This window comes from Photobacterium sp. TLY01, assembly GCF_021432065.1.
In the GTDB taxonomy this organism is placed as follows: Bacteria; Pseudomonadota; Gammaproteobacteria; order Enterobacterales; family Vibrionaceae; genus Photobacterium; species Photobacterium halotolerans_A.
In genome coordinates this window covers 519,764-541,816 of sequence record NZ_CP090364.1, presented here as the reverse complement: position 1 = coordinate 541,816, position 22,053 = coordinate 519,764, and the positions used below count along the sequence as shown (strand labels likewise).

Here is a 22,053-nt window from a genome sequence, read left to right as displayed (position 1 = left end):
CTGCAGTCAGAGCGCTGAATTAAAGGCGCTCGGTCAACCAAGGCGACACACTGTCCAGTGCGGCCGGTAAAGCGCCGGCATCTGTACCGCCGGCCTGAGCCATATCAGGACGACCGCCGCCTTTACCGCCAACTTGCTGAGCCACCATATTCACCAGATCACCAGCTTTCACTTTCGTGATCACATCTTTGGTGACACCAGCGATCAGGCCAACCTTGCCATCACTAACGTTCCCCAAGACAACAACACCGCTTCCCAGCTTGTTTTTCAGCTCGTCTACCATACCACGCAGTGCTTTATTATCTGCACCGTCCAGCTTAGCAATCAAGACCTTAGTACCATTAATTTCTTTTACTTGATTGATCAGATCGGCGCTCTCCTGAGCGGCCAGCTTATCTTTCAGTTGCTGGATTTCCTTCTCCAGCTGCTTGCTGTGGGCAACCAAGGCATTCACTTTGATGGCCACAGACGCTGAATCAGATTTCACCAGGCTGGCTGTTTCTGCCAGCAGGCTGTCTTGTGCATGCAAAGCTGCAATGGCGCCTTCGCCCGTTACAGCTTCGATACGCCGGATACCTGCGGCGATCCCACCTTCCGACACGATTTTGAACAGGCCGATATCACCTGTCTGGCGAGCATGAATACCGCCGCACAGCTCAGTCGAGAAATCGCCCATGCTGAGTACGCGCACTTCGTCATCGTACTTCTCGCCAAACAGCGCCATCGCCCCTTTGGATTTCGCCGCTTCAATGTCCATGACATGGGTTTCAATCACATGGTTCAGGCGGATTTGTTCGTTCACAATGCGTTCAATCTTACGCAGTTGCTCAGGTTTCACTGACTCCAGATGTGAGAAGTCAAAACGCAGACCATCTGGCTTCACCAGTGAGCCTTTCTGAGTCACATGCTCACCCAACTCCTGACGCAGCGCGGCATGCAACAGGTGCGTGGCCGAGTGGTTCAGGCTGATCGCGGCACGACGCTTAGCGTCAACCTGAGCAGTCAAACGATCACCGACAGCCAGAGCACCTTCGCTCAGGATGCCCTGATGACCAATCGCGTCACCAAACTTCTGAGTGTCTTCGACCGAGAAAATAACACCGTCAGCCAAAAGCAGCCCTGTGTCACCACACTGACCACCCGATTCGGCATAAAACGGCGTGTGATCCAGGATGATCAGCGCTTTGTCACCGGCAACCACTGAATCCACCGCTTCACCGTCACGGAAAAGTGCTACAACCTGACCTTCACCCTGAGTACCGTCGTAGCCGCAAAACTCAGTTTCCGCATCCACTTTGACGCTGTCGTTATAATCAATCCCAAACTGACCAGCTTCACGGGCGCGTTGACGCTGAGCTTCCATGGCATTGTTGAAGCCTTCTTCATCAATACTGAAACCACGTTCACGCGCAACATCGTTGGTCAGATCGGCAGGGAAACCATAGGTATCATACAGTTTGAAGACAGTTTCACCGTCCAGCACTTTGCCATCCAAAGCGTCAATCGCTTCATTCAGGATGGACATACCGCGATCCAGGGTGCGACCAAAGTTTTCTTCTTCGATCTTCAACACTTTCTCGACCATGGCCTGTTGCTGCTTCAGTGTCTCACCTGCGCTGCCCATGACCTCAGCCAGCGGGCCAACCAGCTTATGGAAGAATGCACCGCTTGCACCCAGTTTGTTACCGTGGCGCACCGCACGACGAATGATACGACGCAGCACATAACCGCGTCCTTCGTTCGACGGCATGACACCATCCACAATCAGAAACGCACAGGAACGGATATGGTCAGCCACCACACGCAGAGACTGGTTCGACAAATCGTCGTAACCAATGACGGCTGCAGCTTCTTTGATCAGTGTCTGGAAGATATCAATTTCATAGTTAGAGTGAACGTTTTGCATAATCGCAGCCAAACGCTCGATCCCCATACCTGTATCCACAGAGGGCTTAGGCAGTGAATCCATCTGGCCATCAGCCTGGCGGTTAAACTGCATGAATACGATGTTCCAGATTTCAATGAAGCGATCGCCGTCTTCTTCTGGCGACCCCGGAGGACCACCCCAGATATGATCACCGTGGTCATAGAAAATTTCAGTACATGGTCCACACGGGCCGGTGTCGCCCATCTGCCAGAAGTTATCCGACTCATACGCCTTACCGCCGGTTTTATCACCGATACGAATAATCCGGTCTTCCGGCAGGCCAATCACTTTGTGCCAGATATCAAAGGCTTCATCATCAGTCTGATAGACAGTAACCAGCAAACGCTCTTTCGGCAGTTTCAGGACGCCAGTCAGAAATTCCCAGCCATATTGAATTGCTTCTTCTTTGAAGTAATCCCCAAAACTGAAATTACCCAGCATTTCAAAGAAGGTATGGTGACGGGCAGTAAAGCCAACATTCTCCAGGTCGTTGTGTTTACCACCAGCACGGACACAGCGCTGCGCTGTGGTCGCTCGGGAGTAATTACGCTTTTCCAGACCCAGAAACGTATCTTTAAACTGGTTCATCCCCGCATTCGTAAACAGCAGGGTTGGGTCGTTGGCAGGAACCAGCGACGAACTTTCGACGATCTGGTGGCCTTTACTTTCAAAAAACGTAAGAAACGCACGGCGAATCTCATCAGTGCTCATGTACATTGGACAATCCTGAATAATGCTGTGTTAATCCCCCTGCCTGCAACTGCGCCCAGTTGCCTGAGGCCAAACACCAAAGTTCAGCCAACATGCAGGTTTAATCAATCTAAGATAAAAGGTTTACCGGCTATTGTAAAACAACGCGGGTTTGACGGGAAATGTTCTGTGAGCACAATGGGCGAATCCGCTTCAGTATTCATCTTCGACCGCGAGTGCATAGCGAATCTGCTCGAAGTCAAAACCTCTCGATTGCATAAAACGCAGCCGGCGGGCTTTTTCTTTCGGTGTGTCCATCTGAGTGTCACCGAATTTGCGTTGTGCCACCGCTCTGGCCTGTTCAAACCAATCCACTTCAGCCTCTTCCAGTGCCTGCTTGATACACAAATCATGCACCCCTTTCATCTTCATTTCCTGCTTGATACGCAGCATGCCCCAGCCTTTTGATACCCCGTTACGCACCGCCATGGCTGCATATCGGGCATCATCCAGCCAGTTGTAATCCTGGCAATAGGCGACAGCGTCACTAACTTCCTGTTCGCTATAACCCCGTTGCTTGAGCTTTTGCTGCAACTCGCGCTTGGCATGGTCCCGCCGTGACAGATAGCCCACAGCCGCTTCTTTCGCTGAGATTTTAGGCGCTGGCCTTTTCACCTTTCTCCCTCCCCGATTCACGTTTACCCGGCAGATGCCTTACTGCCCCCGCCCCGGTACTCTCTGGATACTCAGGTACATTGGCTGTTAATACAAAACGGGCACTGACATTGGTGTTTTCACCTTTGTACAGCGCCCGTTAAAGAATGACTTCAGCTATCCAGCCGTGACATCATACGTTGTGATTAAAAAGCCTCATCCTGAGCATCAACTGCATCAGTATCGGCACTGACCAGCTCAGCATCGGCTTCTGACACATTGGCCGGGTTCAGCAGTTGCTCTCGCAATTGCTGATCAATAATCTGAGCGATTTCAGGATTTTCAGTCAGGTACTTACACGCGTTGGCTTTACCCTGACCAATCTTGTCGCCTTTATAGCTGTACCAGGCGCCCGCTTTTTCGATCAGTTTTTGCTTCACGCCCAAGTCAATCAGCTCACCATTACGGTTGAAACCTTGTCCGTACAGGATTTGCGTATCCGCTTGTTTAAACGGTGCGGCGATCTTGTTCTTGACCACTTTAATGCGGGTTTCGTTACCCACCACTTCGTCACCTTCTTTAATCGCACCGGTACGGCGGATATCCAGACGAACGGAGGCATAGAATTTCAGGGCATTACCACCAGTGGTCGTTTCCGGGTTACCGAACATCACACCGATCTTCATACGGATCTGGTTGATGAAGATACACATACAGTTAGACTGTTTCAGGTTACCCGTCAGTTTACGCATCGCCTGGGACAGCATACGCGCCTGCAAGCCCATGTGCGAATCACCCATTTCGCCTTCAATTTCGGCTTTCGGGGTCAGGGCGGCAACGGAGTCGACCACGATCATATCGACAGCACCGGAACGGGCCAGCGCATCACAGATTTCCAGTGCCTGCTCGCCGGTATCCGGCTGTGACACCAGCAACTGATCAATATCCACACCCAGCTTCTTGGCATAAATCGGATCCAGTGCGTGCTCAGCATCGATAAAGGCGCAGGTTTTGCCCTTACGCTGTGCGGCAGCAATAGTTTCCAGCGTCAGGGTTGTTTTACCTGACGATTCCGGACCATAAATTTCGACGATACGACCCATTGGCAGGCCGCCGGCACCCAGTGCGATATCCAGAGACAGGGAACCGGTTGAGATGGTTTCAATATCCATCGTACGGTTATCACCCAGCTTCATAATGGAGCCTTTACCGAACTGCTTTTCGATCTGACCCAGGGCAGCGGCAAGAGCCTTCTGTTTGTTGTCGTCCATTCGACTCTCCAACGGATGCTAATTCAAGATTCAAATTACTGGTTAGTATACTGTCTATTCATACAGTGTCTAGCACTGTATGGCATTTTTTTCCTGACCGGCGGCCAGGCCGGCCCAGAGTGTGATCTTCACTGCAGAGTGTTCAGGCGATCCAGTAAGCCTTGCAATGCGCGATCGACCGCCTGCACACGGACCGCCTGTCGGTCGCCGTGAAAATGACAGGTTTCGGCGACAAGCCAGCCTGTGCTGTCCGCCCAGGCAAAGCAGACCGTGCCGACCGGTTTATCCGGCGTGCCGCCATCCGGCCCGGCAATCCCGCTGATCGCGACACTAATCGAGGCCAGTGAATGGGCCAGCGCACCTTTCGCCATCTCCTGCACCACAGGCTCACTCACCGCGCCGTACTGAGCCAGGGTGTCAGGTTGAACGCCCAGCATCTCCTGCTTGGCTGCATTGCTGTAGGTAATAAATGCTCGGTCGAACCAGGCAGAGCTGCCCGCAATATCGGTTATCGCGGCCGAGACACCACCACCGGTACAGGATTCCGCTGTGGTGGCGAGCCATTGTTTGGATTTCAGCGCCTGCCCCAGCCGTGCTGGTAAAGATGTCGTCACCATCGGTTTTCCTCCGGACACAATCAATGCCGACACCTTACTAGGATGATCTGAGGGCTTCAAGCATTTGTCGCGACATGAAATTGAACTTCCCCCCTTTGCCCCTTTTCCGCTTTCACGTATCCTAGACGGCCTGATTTTTCTCGGTTTGAAGCGGGCAACAGCGTGACAGTAAAAGGTTTAGAAACACACACCCCCATGATGCAGCAATACTTGCGGCTTAAAGCTGAAAACCCTGATGTGCTGATGTTTTACCGCATGGGGGATTTCTATGAACTCTTCTTTGATGATGCGAAGCAAGCGTCTCAATTGCTCGATATTTCGCTCACCAAACGAGGCTCAAGCAACGGTCAGCCCATTCCTATGGCAGGTGTGCCTTATCATGCCGTTGAAGGTTATCTGGCCAAGCTGGTTCAGTTAGGCGTTTCCGTCGCGATATGCGAGCAGATTGGCGATCCTGCCACCAGCAAAGGGCCGGTTGAGCGTCAGGTTGTCCGTATTGTCACACCGGGCACCGTCAGCGATGAAGCGCTGCTTCAGGAGAGACGCGATAACCTGATTGCGGCGATTTTCTGTCAGAGTGGCCGCTTCGGCTATGCCACGCTGGACATCACCTCCGGCCGCTTCATGCTGATTGAGCCCGAAACCGAAGAAGCCATGCAGGCTGAACTGCAGCGCACCAGCCCGGTCGAACTGCTGTATCCGGAAGATTTTCCTCTGCCGGGTCTTTTCAGCCACATGAAAGGTGCCCGCCGCCGCCCGGTGTGGGAGTTTGATCTGGATACTGCCCGTCAGCAGCTGACCCTGCAATTCGGCACCCGCGATCTGGTGGGTTTTGGTGTTGAAAACGATGAGTTCGGCCTGTGTGCGGCCGGCTGCCTGCTGCAATATGTGAAAGATACGCAGCGCACCGCGCTGCCGCACATTCGTGCCATCACCCGGGATACCCAGGAGCAGTCGGTGATCCTGGACGCCGCGACCCGCCGTAATCTGGAACTGACCCAGAACCTGGCTGGCGGCACAGACAATACGCTGGCTTCCGTGCTGGATCAGACGGCCACCCCGATGGGCAGCCGCCTGCTCAAACGCTGGCTGCATCAGCCCGTCAGAAACCGTCAGCAGTTAAATCTGCGTCTGGATGCCATCGGCAACCTCAAAGACAGTGGCCTGTTCGCCGAGCTGGCCGGCGTGCTGCGCCACATGGGCGATCTGGAAAGGATCCTGGCCCGACTGGCACTGCGTTCGGCCCGGCCCCGGGATCTGGCCCGTATGCGGACGGCACTGCAGCATCTGCCCGAACTGGCTGAGCTGCTGGCCGAGTTGAACAGCGAATCACTGCGCCAGCTGGCGCAGCAAAGTCAGCCAATGGACGAGATTTGCAGCCTGCTGGAGCACGCTATTGTTGAAAACCCGCCTGTCATTATCCGTGATGGTGGCGTGCTGGCGCCCGGCTACAATGCCGAGCTGGATGAATGGCGCGATCTGGCCGATGGTGCCACCAAATTCCTGGCTGAACTGGAAGAACGCGAGCGTGAGCGCCATGACATCGACAGTCTGAAAGTCGGCTTTAATCAGGTGCATGGCTTCTATATTCAGATCAGTCGCGGCCAGAGCCACAAAGTCCCGAGCCACTATGTTCGCCGTCAGACGCTGAAAAATGCCGAACGTTACATCATCCCTGAGCTGAAAGAGCACGAAGATAAAGTGCTGAACTCCAAGTCCAAAGCACTGGCGCTGGAAAAACAGCTCTGGGAAGCCCTGTTTGACAGCCTGCTGCCGCATCTGGCCCAGTTGCAGCAGACCGCAGCCGCGCTGTCTGAACTGGATGTGCTGGCAAATCTGGCAGAACGCGCCGACACCCTGAATTACTGCCGCCCGACGCTGAGCGATAAACCCGGCCTAGATATCAATGCCGGCCGTCACCCAGTCGTCGAGCAGGTGCTGGATGCACCTTTCATTGCCAACCCGATCGCGTTACACCAGGATCGCCGTATGCTGATCATCACAGGGCCAAACATGGGCGGTAAATCCACCTATATGCGTCAAACTGCCCTGATCGCCCTGATGGCCCATGTCGGATCTTACGTGCCGGCAGATTCTGCCACTATTGGGCCTCTGGATCGGATTTTCACCCGGATCGGTGCCTCGGACGATCTGGCCTCCGGCCGCTCCACCTTCATGGTGGAAATGACGGAAACCGCCAATATTCTTCACAACGCCACGGAAAACAGTCTGGTACTGATGGATGAAATCGGCCGTGGTACCAGCACCTATGACGGGCTATCTCTGGCCTGGGCCAGCGCCGAATGGCTGGCGGAAAAAATCGCCGCCATGACACTGTTTGCCACCCATTATTTCGAGCTGACAGAGTTGCCGTCACTGATCCCCGGGCTGGCCAATGTCCATCTGGATGCGATTGAACACGGGGATGAGATTGCCTTTATGCACGCCGTGCAGGAAGGGGCTGCCAGCAAGTCTTTCGGCCTTGCGGTTGCCAGTCTGGCCGGGGTTCCTAAATCTGTCATCAAGCGGGCCAAACAGAAATTGCAACAGCTGGAAGCCACGGGCCATCAGCAGGCCATTGAGCAGCCAAATCAGAACCGCAGCGAGACTCAGCAACTGTCACTGATCCCTGAACCCAGCGAAGTCGAAGAAGCGCTGGCACGTCTGAATCCGGATGAGCTGACACCGAGACAAGCGCTGGATGAGCTTTATCGTTTAAAAGCATTGCTGTAAGCAGCCTGCCTGCACGCCCAAACAATCACCACCGCCATCGGCGGTGGTTTCGGGATGACAAGAAAAAAGGACGCCAGTTGACGTCCTTTCTCAAACTCTCTTTGCAGACAGTCTTTCAAATTGTCTTTCAGTTCAACCGGCTTACATTTCCTGATTAAACAGAGATTCGATGTTCAGGCCCTGATGGGTCAGCATGTCACGCAAACGGCGCAAGCCTTCAACCTGGATCTGACGTACACGCTCCCGGGTCAGGCCAATCTCGCGACCGACATCTTCAAGCGTCGATGCTTCATAACCCAGCAGACCAAAACGTCGCGCCAACACTTCACGCTGTTTCGGATTCAATTCCTGCAGCCAGGTGACAATAGAGGTTTTCATATCATCATCTTGCGTGGAGGTTTCCGGGCCACCGCAACGCTCATCCGGGATAATATCCAGCAGCGCTTTTTCAGTATCACCGCCAATCGGGTTGTCGACCGAACCGACCCGCTCATTCAGACGCAGCATGCGGTTGACATCATCCACCGATTTATCCAGCTGCAAAGCAATGTCTTCCGCTGTGGGTTCATGATCCAGCTTCTGAGCCAGCTCACGTGCCGTACGCAGGTAGACATTCAGCTCTTTCACCACATGAATCGGTAAACGGATTGTCCGGGTCTGGTTCATGATCGCCCGTTCAATGGTCTGACGGATCCACCAGGTGGCATACGTGGAAAAACGGAAACCGCGCTCAGGATCGAACTTTTCCACCGCGCGGATCAGCCCCAGGTTACCTTCTTCAACGAGATCCAGCAGCGCTAGACCACGGTTACTGTAACGGCGGGAGATCTTCACCACCAGACGGAGGTTACTTTCGATCATGCGTTTGCGGGCGATTTCGTCACCACGCAGTGCGCGGCGGGCATAGAGAACTTCTTCTTCGGCAGTCAAAAGAGGAGAAAAGCCGATTTCACCGAGATAAAGCTGAGTTGCATCCAGTGCTTTCTGAGTGACATTGTAGGACGAGATGTCTAAATCTTCGTCTGCGTCATCAACCTCTGAGTCTGATTTTGCTGAAACGTCGGCTTCCTGCTCTTCAACATCGAGCTCCATCTCATCATCAAACTCTTCATAGTTTTCGATATCAGTAGCTGCATTACTTCTGCTCATAGCGCCTCCCAGATAGCGTATTGCAAATCCGGTTCATCACGCCCGAGCCGTCTGTCAGTTTGGCAGGTACTTGAGCGGATTCACTGACTTGCCTTTATAACGGATCTCAAAGTGCAGTCGGACACTGTTGGTTCCCGAGCTGCCCATCAAAGCAATTTTTTGCCCTGCGGTTACCGTATCTTGCTCCCTGACGAGTACTCTGTCGTTATGTGCGTAAGCACTTAAGTAATCGTCATTGTGCTTAATAATGACAAGGTTGCCATAACCCCGTAATGCATTGCCGGCATAGACCACTTTCCCTGCAGCCGTTGCGTTGACGTCCTGCCCTCTCTGGCCTGCGATATCAATGCCTTTGTTACCATTATCACTGCTGGAAAAGCGGGAAATAATTCTTCCCTTCGCCGGCCAAACCCAGTTATCAACCTTGTCAGCAACAGACGCTGGCGTCTTGCCTGCCTTGTCACTTGTACCAGCCTTACTTGTAACAACTTTGTTACTTTTTGAGTCTTGAGAGTACTCTTTTGTGGGAGCGCGATCAACATCTTTATTGACGCTTTTTTGCACGGTTTTTGCAGGTGTTGTCACCGAATTGCTCGCAGCAGGCGCAGGTTTATTGACGGATTTACTTGCCGGGGGCGTTGATTTTACTGGTGGTTTTGCAGCCACCACGACTGCAGCCCCCCCCGCAGCACCGGAAGCGACAGCTGCAGTAGAAACTGGACCGACCACAGCAGCTGGCTGATACGGCACAATTTCACGCTTCGGTGGCACAGGCGGTTTCTTGTTGATGACTGGCGCAGGTTGAGCTGCCACTCGGTGACCAAACTGAGGGGCGACGTATTTGGACTTCCACAGAAACAGTTTCTGACCGGGGTAGATTGTATATGGCGGAGCCAGCTGATTCAGTGCAATCAAGTCGTTGACATCACGACCCGAGAGGTAAGAGATAAAATAAAGAGTGTCCCCTTTCTGCACTTCGTAGTAACTGCCCCGGTAGCTACCAGGCCGGGTGTTGTCGTAGTTCGCGCCATCAGGCGGATAAGTGGCACAGGCCGACAGCAACAAACAGGCTGTCAGTACCATAGATATTTTGTGCTTCTTTCCGCTAAACCCTGTCATGCGCTACGCCAGCTCCCCTGACACCAGAGGCACGAAGCGAACCGGCGCAATTTCATCTGTCACATAGTGGCCATCCAGTAAACGGACACGTTTCAGCATCTGGTGCTGCTCACCGACAGGGATCACCAGTCGCCCCCCTTCGGACAACTGCGCCAGCAAGGCAGGCGGAACAACCTCCGCGGCGGCAGTCACGATGATGGCATCAAATGGCCCTTTACTTGCCCATCCCTGCCAGCCGTCACCGTGCTTGGTCGAGATATTATGTAAGTCCAGCTGTTTGAAACGGCGCTTGGCTTGCCACTGCAAAGCCTTAATGCGTTCCACCGAGTACACATGCTCGACCATACGCGACAGAATTGCGGTCTGATAGCCAGAGCCTGTACCAATCTCCAGCACTCGCGTGCCGGGCTGCAAGGCAAGCAACTCTGTCATTCTGGCCACAATATAAGGCTGTGAGATGGTCTGCCCGCGCCCGATGGGCAGGGCATTATTCTCGTAAGCCTTGTGCGACAAGGCTTCATCAATAAAATGCTCACGGGGAACCGTATCCATGACCCGCAATACCCTACGGTCTGCTATCCCCTGCTGAGACAAATATTCCATCAGGCTATGGCGTTGTTCCGCATAGCGCATTATCAGTCACTCTCCACTTGTTTCATCCACTGTGCCAGGTCGTCCAGCGCATCGTGTGCTGTCAGATCAACCTGAAGCGGTGTCATTGATACTTGCTTGTGTTCAATCGCATAAAAATCTGTACCGGGTCCTGCATCCTGACAACTCCCGGGAGGACCAAGCCAGTAAATCGTTTTGCCGCGGGGATCGACATCCCTGACCATTTTTTCTGCACGGTGACGGGCACCCAGGCGCGTCACCTGCCATTCGCCCAGTTCAGACAAAGGCACATCCGGCACATTGATATTCAGTATTTTATTGCTCGGCAGCGGCTGAGCCATCAGACGCCCCACCACTTCTTTGACGACCTGGGCGGCGGTGGCAAAATGTTCACGCCCGACTAAAGACACGGCAATGGCCGGTACGCCGAGAAAATGCCCTTCCGTCGCAGCAGCCACTGTCCCTGAATACAGCACATCATCACCCAGGTTTGCGCCGTGATTAATCCCGGCCACCACGATATCCGGCTTTTCAGTCAGCCACTCGTTCAGCGCGAAGTGTACACAGTCCGTTGGCGTCCCTTCCACCGACATACGCCGGATGCCTTCTTCACGGACACGCAAAGGCGTTTCCAGGGTCAGGGAATTGGAAGCACCGCTGCGATTACGATCCGGTGCCACCACATACACCTCACCCAGCTCTTTAAGGGTATCGGCCAGCGTGTTGATTCCTTCAGCAAAGATGCCATCATCATTACTGATCAAAATTCGCATATCTGCCATCCTTTTGTTCTGGCTCATCAATCAGCTCTCTCAGGACCGCGGTCGCAAAACATCCTGCTGGCAAAGAGAACGCTACTTCCAGCTGATCAGCATGCAGTTGCCAGCTCATGTCTGCCGGGCGCAGCATCAGCGGACGACGTTCGTGCCGCATCCGGTTATCGCGGATCAGTTTCAGCAGCAATGGCTCTTGTTCTATCACAGCCATTTCGAACGCTGCCACTTCCCCCTGACTGGGCAGTGCATTGTCACCCGTCACTGGCGCAGTAATCAGCCATTCGCCTGCATCCACCTTTGCCTGCCATTCCGGCGTGACTTGCTCAACCAGTTGCCAGTCTTCCCGGCCGACTTGCTGAACACAGTCGCCCGCGAATAAGGTCGCAGCTTTGCCGTCGGCAATCCGCTGGGACACCACCAGGTTAAACAGCCAGGAACGGGCAGCTGACAGATAGAAGCTACGCTTGCTCTTGTCCCTGACACGAAACTCATCATTGCCCCAGGCTCTGGCTTTGACCACGTTATTACCGTCATGGCCGAAACGCTGCGACCCGAAATAGTTCGGAACGCCCTGCTGCTGAATCTGCTTTAGCCGCGCTTCCAGATCCTGAGGGTTATCCAGACCGGTCAGACGCAACTCAAAATGATTCCCCGCCAGATCGCCGGGACGCAGTTTTTTGTCATGACGATCGGTTGCCAGCACTTCGACACCGGGGTGCTCAGCGACAAATTGCGTCAAATCCGGGTCGGCTTTCCCCGGCAGATGGACACTCAGCCACTGTTCTGTCACTGCATGTCGGTCTTTCAGGCCAGCCCAGCTGACATCGCGGGATTTTACCCCGCACGCTTTGGCCAGCTCGTTGACAACATATTTGGTGTTCTCGCCGGTTTTGCGGATCTTCACCATGAAATGTTCACCGCTGCCGGTGAAGTCAAAGCCCAGTTGCTCTTTAACGATAAAATCTTCCGGGCAAACTTTACTTTGTCCCTGGCAGACAGGCTTACCATTCAGCCAGCTCAGGCTGTCCATATCAATTGTCATATTCTTTCCGTTACACAGGAAGGGGCGGCGTCAGATCGAGCGCAGCAAAACAACCGCTTCGCAGGCGATGCCTTCTTTGCGGCCCGTAAAACCCAAACGTTCAGTCGTTGTGGCCTTTACATTAATATTATCGACCGTGGTGTCGAGATCGTCGGCAATGGTTTGGCACATTTGTTCAATATAGGGCGCCATTTTCGGTGCCTGCGCAATAATTGTGACATCCAGATTGCCCAGGCGATAGCCTTTCGCTTTCACCTTGGCGTACACGTCACGCAATAGCAGACGGCTATCTGCCCCCGCCCACTCCGCATCGGTATCCGGGAAGTGACGCCCGATGTCACCGGCACCGATCGCGCCCAGCAGTGCATCACAGACGGCATGCAGAGCCACATCACCATCAGAATGCGCAATCAGACCCTGCTCGTAAGGCACGGCCACCCCGCCAATAATCACCGGGCCATCACCACCAAATTTATGTACATCAAAACCGTGTCCGATTCGCATTATGCCTGCTCCTTTTGTCGTTGCTGCAGGTAAAATTCAGCCAGTGCCAGATCTTCAGGCTGAGTGACTTTCAGGTTATCAGCCCGCCCGGGCACCAGCCGCGGCGAAAAGCCGCAAAATTCAAGTGCTGATGCTTCGTCTGTGAGCACCGCCCCCTGTGCCAGAGCTTTGACCATCGCCTCCCTGAGCTGTCTGACCCGAAACATCTGCGGGGTCAGTGCATGCCAGAGGTCGGTACGATCCACTGTCGACGCAATAGACTGCAGGCCATCGCCACGTTTCATGGTATCGCGGACCGGCGCGGCCAGTATGGCACCAAAGGCATGCTGCTGCGCCTGTTCAATCAGACGGGATAAATCATCTTGATGCAGGCAGGGACGCGCCGCGTCATGCACCAGCACCCAGTCATCGTCTGCCAGTGTGGCCAGGCCGGAAAACACTGAATCCGCCCGTTCACTGCCGCCCGATACCACGACGATTTCCGGGCGACGGGCCAAAGGCAGCTGATGAAAATAAGGATCGCCGTCGCTAATTGCGATGACTACCCGCCCGATGTCCGGGTGTTGTAACAGGCTGTCTACCGTATGTTCCAGTATCGTTTTGCCTGCAATCACCAGATACTGCTTCGGCCTGTCGGCCTGCATACGGCTGCCGACACCTGCAGCAGGTACGACTGCGGTTAAGGTTTGAGTCATGATGGGTTTACTGTCAAATTAACGCTGCGTGACGATCCCTACAGGGAATGGTCACCGACTATGCGGAAAAAAGTTTCGCCGGGTTTGATCATCCCCAGCTCATGCCGGGCCCGTTCTTCTACCGCTTCCAAGCCCTGGTGCAAATCATTGATTTCGGCATACATCTGCTGGTTACGCTGAACCAGTTCGGCATTGGCTTTTTGCTGCAACGCCACATTGTTTTTAAGCGCCATATAATCAGACATGCCATTCTTACCGGACCAGAATTCGTACTGCAGCCAGGCAAATACCAGCAGTAACACTGCACTGAAAACACGCATGCTCGCCTCATTCTCGGATGATAAATACAAGTCGACGGGCTATCTCATCAGCCTCTGAGGCGGTAATAATCCCACAAAGCGCCTTAGGTGACCAGTTCCGGACCCGCCATTCGGACAGAAAAAAGCCGCTCTGTTGAGCGGCTTATCATCCGGGGTCACTCAAAGTGACACAAGTGAAGCTTCAGACTTATGCCTGACCTTTCACTTCTTTCAGACCGTGATACGGTGCTTTCTCGCCCAGCGCTTCCTCAATACGGATCAGCTGGTTGTACTTAGCAACACGGTCAGAACGGCTCATAGAACCGGTCTTGATTTGACCTGCAGCTGTACCCACTGCCAGATCAGCAATCGTTGCATCTTCAGTTTCGCCAGAACGGTGAGAGATAACAGCGGTGTAGCCTGCATCTTTCGCCATCTTGATCGCTGCCAGTGTTTCAGTCAGAGAGCCGATCTGGTTGAACTTGATCAGGATAGAGTTCGCGATGCCTTTCTCAATCCCTTCTTTCAGGATCTTGGTGTTCGTTACGAACAGGTCGTCACCCACCAGTTGCAGTTTATCGCCCAGCAGTTCTGTCTGGTGCTTGAAGCCATCCCAGTCAGACTCGTCCAGACCGTCTTCAATCGATACGATTGGGTACTGGTTCGCCAGATCCTGCAGGTAGAAGTTAAATTCTTCAGAGGTGAAGATTTTGCCTTCGCCCTTCATGTTATAGTTGCCGGCTTCTTTGTCGTAGAACTCAGAAGCAGCACAGTCCATCGCCAGCGTTACGTCTTTACCCAGCACATAACCTGCCGCTTCAACCGCTTCTTTGATTGCAGCCAGTGCTGCAGCGTTGGATTCCAGGTTTGGTGCGAAACCACCTTCGTCACCAACAGCTGTGCTCAGACCTTTGGCTTTCAGTACTTTTGCCAGGTTGTGGAACACTTCAGCACCGATACGCAGACCTTCTTTCAGGGTTTTCGCACCCACTGGCTGGATCATGAATTCCTGAATGTCGACGTTGTTGTCTGCGTGCTCACCACCGTTGATGATGTTCATCATTGGCAGAGGCATAGAGAACTGGCCCGGAGTGCCGTTCAGTTCAGCAATGTGTTCGTACAGAGGCATGCCTTTTGCGGCCGCTGCTGCTTTTGCGTTTGCCAGAGAGACAGCCAGGATAGCGTTCGCACCAAACTTAGATTTGTTTTCGGTGCCGTCCAGGTCGATCATGATTTGGTCGATGTCCGCTTGGCTTTTCGCGTCTTTACCAACCAGCGCCTGAGCAATAGGACCGTTCACCGCTTCAACGGCTTTCAGTACACCTTTGCCAAGGAAACGAGATTTGTCGCCGTCACGCAGCTCCAGAGCTTCGCGGGAACCCGTTGATGCACCAGATGGCGCCGCAGCCATACCAACGAAACCACCTTCCAGGTGAACTTCAGCTTCCACGGTTGGGTTGCCGCGTGAGTCGATGATTTCACGACCCAAAACTTTAACGATCTTAGACATAGTGTTTCCTCTTGCTTTATTTTGATTTAAAAAAGCGAAAAAAAAGCTGCCGCACTCCATGTGCAACAGCTGTTTGTAACTTATTTCTCGGCTAGCTCACCACGCTGGTTCTGTCCAGCGGCTTTGACGAAACCTTCAAACAAAGGATGGCCATCGCGAGGTGTTGAGGTGAACTCAGGATGGAACTGAGCCGCCACGAACCAAGGGTGGTTCGGTATTTCGATGATCTCAACCAACTTCTTGTCCGCAGACAGACCAGAGATTTTCAGGCCGGCTTCTTTCAGCTGAGGCAACAGGTTGTTGTTCACTTCATAGCGGTGACGGTGACGCTCGTGAATGGTTGCACTGCCGTACATTTCACGGGCTTTGCTGCCTTCTTCCAGGTGGCACAGCTGAGAGCCCAGACGCATAGTACCGCCCAGATCCGACTCTTCCGTGCGCTCTTCCACGTTACCGTCGCTGTCGACCCACTCAGTGATCAGGCCCACAACCGGGTATGGTGACTTGGCATCAAATTCCGTCGAGTGAGCACCGCTCATACCCGCCACATGACGGGCAAACTCGATCAATGCGACTTGCATACCCAGGCAGATGCCCAGATAAGGGATGTTATTTTCACGCGCATATTGCGCGGTCATGATCTTGCCTTCAACACCACGACCACCAAAACCGCCCGGTACCAGAATCGCATCCAGACCTGCCAGCATTTCTACGCCTTTTGATTCAACATCCTGCGAATCGACATATTTGATATTCACAGACAGGCGGTTTTTCAGGCCCGCATGCTTCAGTGCTTCGTTGACTGACTTATACGCATCCGGCAGTTCGGTGTATTTGCCCACCATACCAATTGTCACTTCACCAGTCGGATTGGCATCTTCATAAATCACGCGCTCCCATTCGCTCAAATCAGCTTCCGGAGCGGTAATACCAAAGCGCTGACACACCAGCTCGTCCAGCCCCTGCGACTTGATCAGTTGAGGGATCTTGTAGATCGAGTCAACGTCTTTCATGGAGATAACGGCTTTTTCCGGCACGTTACAGAACAGGGCAATCTTGGCACGCTCATTGGCCGGGATCATCCGGTCAGAACGGCAGATCAGCACATCCGGCTGAATACCGATAGACAGCAGTTCTTTCACAGAATGCTGAGTTGGTTTGGTTTTCACTTCGCCGGCCGCGGCCAGGTAAGGCACCAGAGTCAGGTGCATAAACATCGCACGCTCACGGCCCAGTTGCACGCCCAGTTGGCGAATCGCTTCCATAAATGGCAGGGATTCAATATCACCAACCGTACCGCCCACTTCGACAATCGCGACGTCGTGGCCTTCAGCACCGGCAATCACACGCTCTTTAATCGCGTTAGTAATATGAGGAATAACCTGAATGGTTGCACCCAGATAGTCACCACGGCGCTCTTTACGCAGCACGTCTTCATAGACACGGCCGGCGGTAAAGTTGTTGCGCTTGGTCATCTTGGTCCGGATGAAACGCTCATAGTGACCAAGGTCAAGGTCGGTCTCTGCACCGTCTTCCGTAACGAATACTTCACCGTGTTGAATCGGGCTCATGGTGCCTGGATCAACGTTAATGTAAGGGTCTAGCTTCATCATGGTCACTTTCAGACCACGGGCCTCTAAGATGGCCGCCAGTGAGGCTGCAGCAATACCTTTACCTAGGGAGGATACAACACCGCCCGTCACAAAAATGTAATTCGTTGTCATGTTTAACCTGGAAGATTGGTGTAGAGGATAAAAAGTATCTGGACGGGAAATTAGTATACCAGACACATTTTATTGCCACAACGTGAAAACTATCACAGTAAACCCAGACGCTTTTTGTTCCAAATCAAGCCCACTATCTTTGATGAAAAGTCCGCTTGCGGGTTAGTGCTCACTTTGATGCTGAAACAGACTTTTCCTTGCGCTTAACCTTTTCCCACTCCGCGTCCAGCTCATCCAGGGAACAAGCGTCGATCGACCTGCCCTGTTCCCGCACACAGCGTTCTACTTCGCGAAACCGGCGTTCGAACTTACGGTTCGCTTTCTGCAAGGCCATTTCCGGTTTCACTTTCAGGTGACGGCTCAGGTTCACCACAGCAAACAGCAGATCACCGACTTCCTCTTCGATGCGTTCCTGATTGGGTACCGCCTGATGGGCTTCTTCCATCACCTCGTCAATTTCTTCCTGTACTTTGTCAACGACCGGCCCCAGTGTTGGCCAGTCGAAGCCAAACTGGGCACAACGTTTCTGGATTTTATCGGCCCGGTTCAGCGCAGGCATTGCCTTAGGGATATTAGCCAGAATACTGTCATCCTGCCCTTTTTCTGCACGCTCTTTGGCCTTTTCCGCTTCCCAGTTCGCATGTATTGCAGCTTCATCGGCGAAATCTTTATCTGCAAAAACATGAGGATGACGACGAATCAGTTTATGATTTATCGCGCCGACCACTTCATCAAAATCAAACAAACCTTGCTCTTTCGCCAGCTGGCTGTAAAAGATCACCTGAAATAACAGATCGCCCAGCTCTTCCTTCACATCCCCCCAGTTCTCTTCGGCAATGGCATCAGCCACTTCATAGGCTTCCTCCAGCGTATGGGGCACAATCGAGGCAAAGTCCTGTTTGAGATCCCAGGGGCACCCCCGCTGCGGGTCGCGCAGCTGCGTCATGATAGAAAGTAAGGTGCTGATGGGCTTGTCGCTCATGATGGTTTTCCTGTGCTCTGTATCGGGTTGTTGTTTAGCACAAAACGGGCCGGAGCCCGTTTTGTCGATAGGATGAGATCAGTGCAGTCGTCTGGCTTCAAAGACATCTTTCACCTGCTCCAAGCGGAGGATCAGCCTGCCCAGGCTGTCGAGATCGGTCAGCTCGATATCGAAATCCATAATCGCCATCTGCTTTTTGAAATCGATCCGGCTTTTCACGCCGGCCACTTTCACCTTTTCATTGTGCATGGTGTTGGTCAGATCTTTAATCAAGCCGTTACGCTCAGAAGCGGTGACCCGGACGGTCAGCGTGTAACGGCCGGCAAAACTGCCGCCCCAGACGGTATGAATGATCCGCTGCGGTGCGACATGACGCAGCTCTTCCAGCTGCTCACAGTCGCTGCGGTGCACCGAAATCCCCCGTCCCTGGGTGACAAAGCCGACGATGTCATCGCCGGGAATCGGCTGACAACAACGGGCCAGATGGGTCATCAGGTTATCCACCCCCTCCACCACCACGGCATCACGCTGCGGTTTTTTCTGGCTGGCTTTGCTGCCCGCTTCGGTTAAGCGCTCCAGCAGCTGTTGATCTTCTTCTTCCGCTGTGGGTTTATTGACCAGCGCATTGATGTGGTTAATGACCTGATTGATCCGCAGATCACCGCTCCCGATCCCGGCGAACAACTCATCGGTCGAGTTCACGTTAAAACGTTTCAGGGCGTAGGACTCGGCATCTTTCATGGTGGCGCCGATTTTCTGCAGCTCCTGCTCCAGAATTTCCCGACCCGCTGCCATGTTTTTGTCCCTGTCCTGCTTGCGGAACCAGGCATGGACTTTAGCGCGCGCCCGGCTGGAATTGACAAAGCCCAGGTTCGGATTCAGCCAGTCACGGGACGGATTCGGCTCTTTCTGGGTGATGATTTCGACCTGATCCCCCATTTGCAGATGATAAGTGAAAGGCACAATCCGCCCTTCCACTTTGGCACCGATACAACGATGCCCCACTTCAGAGTGAATATGGTAGGCGAAATCCAGCGGCGTAGCATTCAGGGGCAAGTCCACCACATCCCCTTTCGGGGTAAAGGCATAGACCCTGTCGTCGAAGACCTGACTGCGCAGTTCCTCGAGCATTTCGCCAGAGTCGGACATTTCTTCCTGCCAGGCCAGCAATTTGCGCAGCCAGTTGATTTTCTCATCGTAGGCGGAATGGGCGCCGGCGGAGGTGCCGGATTCTTTATATTTCCAGTGCGCGGCGACCCCGAGTTCAGACTCTTCGTGCATCTGTTTGGTACGGATCTGGATCTCAATGGTTTTGCCTTCCGGGCCGATCACCACAGTGTGGATCGACTGATAACCGTTAGGTTTTGGGTTGGCCACATAGTCATCGAATTCTTTAGGCAGGTGGCGGTATTTGGTATGCACCACCCCCAACGCCGCATAGCAGTCCTGCAGCTGATCCGCAATAATGCGCACCGCACGCACATCGAACAGCTCATCAAAGGCGAGATTCTTTTTCTGCATTTTGCGCCAGATGCTGTAGATATGCTTAGGACGTCCATGTACTTCAGCCTTGATATTCGAGGCTTTCATCGACTCGTCCAGATCCTTTACGAAATGGTCGATATAGTGTTCCCGGTCGATACGCCGCTCAGACAGCTGTTTGGCGATCTGTTTATAAGTGTCCGGATGTTTGTAGCGAAACGCGTAATCTTCAATTTCCCATTTCAGCTGACCGATCCCTAAACGGTTAGCAAGCGGCGCATAGATATTGGAACACTCCCGCGCCGCCGCACGACGTACGTTGTCCGGCTCGTCTTTGACTTCGCGCAGATTACAAATACGCTCAGCCAGTTTGATCACCACGCAGCGGAAGTCGTCCACCATCGACAGCAGCATGCGACGAATATTATCGACCTGTGCCGATTGCGCCGCGCCTTCTTTGATGGCATTCAGCTGGCTGATCGCCGCCATCTGTTTGACGCCCTTGACCATTTGCAAAATGGTCTGACCGTATTCCTCTTTGATCTCATCACTCTTATAGAAGCCGGCTTCCACGAGCGGAAACAGCAGGGCCGCCACTAAGGTGTCGGTATCCATACTGAGCATCACCAGAATTTCAACCATCTCCCGGCCACGCCACAATAGCTGGCTGGCGGCTTCCTTGTTGTCCAGATGCGCTTCACAGCGCTGATAGGTTTGGATCAGACGGTCCGAGGTTTTAGCATCCTGCAGCAGACTCTCTACCCAGGGTACCAACTCAAATTTAGCGTTTTCCTTTAAATGCGCACCGCGAACTGCGACCATGATTCTGTCCTGTATAGCGTGATTACGGATGGCGTCCTGTTTACTTCCAGCGGCCTTCGTCGGCTCTGCCTGGTATCAGGTTCGGATAAACAGCGCCATAGATTCTAAGTGCCCCGTATGGGGAAACATATCCAGCATTCCCAACCGTTGCAACTGATAGCCCTGTAGCAACAGGACCTGACTGTCCCGCGCCAGTGTGGACGGGTTGCAGGACACATATAAAATCCGGCTGGGCGATAGCGCTGCCACTTCTTTCATCACCCCGGCGGCACCTGCCCGTGCCGGATCCAGCAACACTTTGTCGAAACCGTCTCTGGCCCAACTGAACGACTCAATGCCCTGTTCAAGATTTCCCTGATAGAAAGCTGTATTCGTCAGCTGATTGAGTGCAGCATTGGCACTGGCCCGCTGTACCATCTCTTCAACACCTTCCACACCGACAACTTGCTGTGCTTTCTGCGCCAGCGGCAAACTGAAATTCCCCAGACCACAGAAAAGATCCAGGACTCTGTCCTGCGGCTGAATATCGAGCCAGTCCAGTGCCTGCGCAATCATCCGGGCATTCACCGTCCGATTGACCTGAATAAAATCTTTGGGCGAGAACTGCAGCGTCAGGCCGTTCACTGTATAGCTGGGCATGTCACCCGTGAGCTGGATCACTTCATCCGGTTCCGGAGCGAGGAAAAGCATAACATGATGACTGTCAGCAAATTGCTGAATTCTCGTCATATCCGGGTCAGAAAATGGCTTGAGATGCCGGATCAGCACCACAGGGCCATTATCGGCTTCGACCAGCTCAACATGTCCCAGGTTCCGGCGGCCCTGCAATTGCGCCAGCAATTCACGCAAAGGCGGCAGCAGCGCGTTCAGCGAAGTGGCCAGCACAGGGCAATGGTCAATATCCACGATGGCTTTGCTCTGCTCCTGGCGAAAACCGAAACACAGCCCTTTACCGGATTCCACCCTGAGACTGAAACGCGCGCTTCGTCTGTACTGCCACGTCTCTCCGGTCACCGGCGCTTCCTGCTCGAATGCTGTTGCCGTCTCCTTGTCAGCGCCCAACGCAAATTTCGCCATCAGCTCCCCCAGCGACTGACGCTTGGCTGATACCTGGGCAGAATGAGAGAGATGTTGCAAGTTACAGCCGCCGCACTGGTCATAAACAGGACACTGAGGTGTAATGCGCTCAGGACTGTCCGTCAGCCGTTTGATAACTTTCGCCCGGGCATACTGTTTTTTATTGTCAGTGAGCTGAACCAGCGCACGCTCATCAGGCAGCAAGCCCGGAATAAAAACCGGCTTGCGATCAAGATGGGCGATACCTGCGCCCAGATGGTCGAGACGTGTAACCGTCACTTCTTTGTGTTTGGTGTCGCTGACAATTCGTTTAGTCGGCTTAAAAAAGCGTGCCATAATGTTGTAACTCACGGTGTTTTGTCGCCTTT

Annotated in this window: 18 protein-coding genes; 1 reads left to right on the top strand and 17 read right to left on the bottom strand. The window is 53.5% G+C overall.

From position 1 onward, the window contains the following. Positions 1-19 precede the first annotated feature (19 nt). The 4 genes from alaS to pncC all read right to left on the bottom strand — a co-directional run bounded on the left by alaS (position 20) and on the right by pncC (position 5,159). Positions 20-2,644 carry an alanine--tRNA ligase gene (gene alaS, locus LN341_RS02645; RefSeq protein WP_234203985.1) on the bottom strand — a complete coding sequence of 875 codons (2,625 nt, stop codon included), beginning with the start codon at positions 2,642-2,644 and terminating at the stop codon, positions 20-22. A gap of 186 nt (positions 2,645-2,830) precedes the next feature. Beyond that, positions 2,831-3,292 carry a recombination regulator RecX gene (recX, locus tag LN341_RS02640; protein WP_234203984.1) on the bottom strand — a complete coding sequence of 154 codons (462 nt, stop codon included), beginning with the start codon at positions 3,290-3,292 and terminating at the stop codon, positions 2,831-2,833. Positions 3,293-3,477: 185 nt separating this feature from the next. Next, positions 3,478-4,542: a recombinase RecA gene (gene recA / locus LN341_RS02635; protein ID WP_046222297.1), complete on the bottom strand. Its 1,065-nt coding sequence runs from the start codon at positions 4,540-4,542 to the stop codon at positions 3,478-3,480. 128 nt (positions 4,543-4,670) lie between these two features. Beyond that, positions 4,671-5,159 carry a nicotinamide-nucleotide amidase gene (gene pncC, locus LN341_RS02630; RefSeq protein ID WP_046222296.1) on the bottom strand — a complete coding sequence of 163 codons (489 nt, stop codon included), beginning with the start codon at positions 5,157-5,159 and terminating at the stop codon, positions 4,671-4,673. Between the two features lie 195 nt (positions 5,160-5,354). Here pncC and mutS point away from each other — a divergent pair, with 195 nt between their 5' ends. Next, positions 5,355-7,892: a DNA mismatch repair protein MutS gene (mutS, locus tag LN341_RS02625; protein WP_370643726.1), complete on the top strand. Its 2,538-nt coding sequence runs from the start codon at positions 5,355-5,357 to the stop codon at positions 7,890-7,892. A 141-nt stretch (positions 7,893-8,033) separates the two neighbouring features. Here mutS and rpoS read toward each other — a convergent pair whose 3' ends face one another. From rpoS to rlmD, 13 genes are all read right to left on the bottom strand, one after another. Then, on the bottom strand, positions 8,034-9,041 hold the full coding sequence (gene rpoS / locus LN341_RS02620; protein ID WP_046222294.1) for an RNA polymerase sigma factor RpoS: 1,008 nt from the start codon (positions 9,039-9,041) through the stop codon (positions 8,034-8,036). A 54-nt stretch (positions 9,042-9,095) separates the two neighbouring features. Further along, positions 9,096-10,160 carry a peptidoglycan DD-metalloendopeptidase family protein gene (locus LN341_RS02615; RefSeq protein WP_234203982.1) on the bottom strand — a complete coding sequence of 355 codons (1,065 nt, stop codon included), beginning with the start codon at positions 10,158-10,160 and terminating at the stop codon, positions 9,096-9,098. A 3-nt stretch (positions 10,161-10,163) separates the two neighbouring features. After that, positions 10,164-10,793: a protein-L-isoaspartate(D-aspartate) O-methyltransferase gene (locus LN341_RS02610; RefSeq protein ID WP_234203981.1), complete on the bottom strand. Its 630-nt coding sequence runs from the start codon at positions 10,791-10,793 to the stop codon at positions 10,164-10,166. Positions 10,794-10,795: 2 nt separating this feature from the next. Further along, entirely contained in the window at positions 10,796-11,545 is a 750-nt protein-coding gene (gene surE, locus LN341_RS02605; RefSeq protein ID WP_046222291.1) for a 5'/3'-nucleotidase SurE, read from the bottom strand. Continuing rightward, positions 11,526-12,590 carry a tRNA pseudouridine(13) synthase TruD gene (gene truD / locus LN341_RS02600; RefSeq protein WP_234203980.1) on the bottom strand — a complete coding sequence of 355 codons (1,065 nt, stop codon included), beginning with the start codon at positions 12,588-12,590 and terminating at the stop codon, positions 11,526-11,528. Before truD ends, surE begins: the two co-directional genes overlap by 20 nt. Positions 12,591-12,620: 30 nt before the next feature. Further along, complete coding sequence (gene ispF, locus LN341_RS02595) at positions 12,621-13,094, bottom strand: 2-C-methyl-D-erythritol 2,4-cyclodiphosphate synthase (RefSeq protein ID WP_046222289.1); 474 nt, start codon at positions 13,092-13,094, stop codon at positions 12,621-12,623. Next, on the bottom strand, positions 13,094-13,789 hold the full coding sequence (ispD, locus tag LN341_RS02590) for a 2-C-methyl-D-erythritol 4-phosphate cytidylyltransferase (RefSeq protein ID WP_046222288.1): 696 nt from the start codon (positions 13,787-13,789) through the stop codon (positions 13,094-13,096). The genes ispF and ispD overlap by 1 nt, the downstream gene beginning before the upstream one ends. A gap of 38 nt (positions 13,790-13,827) precedes the next feature. After that, positions 13,828-14,109, bottom strand: coding sequence for a cell division protein FtsB (ftsB, locus tag LN341_RS02585; RefSeq protein ID WP_046222287.1), 282 nt, complete (start codon positions 14,107-14,109; stop codon positions 13,828-13,830). A gap of 187 nt (positions 14,110-14,296) precedes the next feature. Further along, a complete protein-coding gene (eno, locus tag LN341_RS02580; RefSeq protein ID WP_046222286.1) occupies positions 14,297-15,598 on the bottom strand; it encodes a phosphopyruvate hydratase in 1,302 nt (433 codons plus the stop codon). Between the two features lie 80 nt (positions 15,599-15,678). After that, complete coding sequence (locus LN341_RS02575; RefSeq protein ID WP_046222285.1) at positions 15,679-17,322, bottom strand: CTP synthase; 1,644 nt, start codon at positions 17,320-17,322, stop codon at positions 15,679-15,681. A gap of 169 nt (positions 17,323-17,491) precedes the next feature. After that, positions 17,492-18,304, bottom strand: coding sequence for a nucleoside triphosphate pyrophosphohydrolase (gene mazG, locus LN341_RS02570; protein ID WP_120513278.1), 813 nt, complete (start codon positions 18,302-18,304; stop codon positions 17,492-17,494). A gap of 78 nt (positions 18,305-18,382) precedes the next feature. Further along, the gene (gene relA / locus LN341_RS02565) at positions 18,383-20,608 is read right to left on the bottom strand and encodes a GTP diphosphokinase (protein ID WP_046222283.1); all 2,226 of its coding nucleotides are present in this window, start codon (positions 20,606-20,608) and stop codon (positions 18,383-18,385) included. A 75-nt stretch (positions 20,609-20,683) separates the two neighbouring features. Then, positions 20,684-22,021, bottom strand: coding sequence for a 23S rRNA (uracil(1939)-C(5))-methyltransferase RlmD (gene rlmD / locus LN341_RS02560; RefSeq protein ID WP_234204841.1), 1,338 nt, complete (start codon positions 22,019-22,021; stop codon positions 20,684-20,686). Positions 22,022-22,053: the final 32 nt, after the last annotated feature.

What these genes read in the sequence shown, in the direction of transcription:
- rlmD (WP_234204841.1), bottom strand. Translation starts at nt 22,021, where the DNA reads ATGGCACGCTTTTTTAAGCCGACTAAACGAATTGTCAGCGACACCAAA.
- ispF (WP_046222289.1), bottom strand. Translation starts at nt 13,094, where the DNA reads ATGCGAATCGGACACGGTTTTGATGTACATAAATTTGGTGGTGATGGC.
- LN341_RS02615 (WP_234203982.1), bottom strand. Translation starts at nt 10,160, where the DNA reads ATGACAGGGTTTAGCGGAAAGAAGCACAAAATATCTATGGTACTGACA.
- mazG (WP_120513278.1), bottom strand. Translation starts at nt 18,304, where the DNA reads ATGAGCGACAAGCCCATCAGCACCTTACTTTCTATCATGACGCAGCTG.
- truD (WP_234203980.1), bottom strand. Translation starts at nt 12,590, where the DNA reads ATGACAATTGATATGGACAGCCTGAGCTGGCTGAATGGTAAGCCTGTC.
- ispD (WP_046222288.1), bottom strand. Translation starts at nt 13,789, where the DNA reads ATGACTCAAACCTTAACCGCAGTCGTACCTGCTGCAGGTGTCGGCAGC.
- relA (WP_046222283.1), bottom strand. Translation starts at nt 20,608, where the DNA reads ATGGTCGCAGTTCGCGGTGCGCATTTAAAGGAAAACGCTAAATTTGAG.
- surE (WP_046222291.1), bottom strand. Translation starts at nt 11,545, where the DNA reads ATGCGAATTTTGATCAGTAATGATGATGGCATCTTTGCTGAAGGAATC.
- eno (WP_046222286.1), bottom strand. Translation starts at nt 15,598, where the DNA reads ATGTCTAAGATCGTTAAAGTTTTGGGTCGTGAAATCATCGACTCACGC.
- mutS (WP_370643726.1), top strand. Translation starts at nt 5,355, where the DNA reads ATGATGCAGCAATACTTGCGGCTTAAAGCTGAAAACCCTGATGTGCTG.
- LN341_RS02610 (WP_234203981.1), bottom strand. Translation starts at nt 10,793, where the DNA reads ATGCGCTATGCGGAACAACGCCATAGCCTGATGGAATATTTGTCTCAG.
- alaS (WP_234203985.1), bottom strand. Translation starts at nt 2,644, where the DNA reads ATGTACATGAGCACTGATGAGATTCGCCGTGCGTTTCTTACGTTTTTT.
- pncC (WP_046222296.1), bottom strand. Translation starts at nt 5,159, where the DNA reads ATGGTGACGACATCTTTACCAGCACGGCTGGGGCAGGCGCTGAAATCC.
- ftsB (WP_046222287.1), bottom strand. Translation starts at nt 14,109, where the DNA reads ATGCGTGTTTTCAGTGCAGTGTTACTGCTGGTATTTGCCTGGCTGCAG.
- LN341_RS02575 (WP_046222285.1), bottom strand. Translation starts at nt 17,322, where the DNA reads ATGACAACGAATTACATTTTTGTGACGGGCGGTGTTGTATCCTCCCTA.
- recA (WP_046222297.1), bottom strand. Translation starts at nt 4,542, where the DNA reads ATGGACGACAACAAACAGAAGGCTCTTGCCGCTGCCCTGGGTCAGATC.
- rpoS (WP_046222294.1), bottom strand. Translation starts at nt 9,041, where the DNA reads ATGAGCAGAAGTAATGCAGCTACTGATATCGAAAACTATGAAGAGTTT.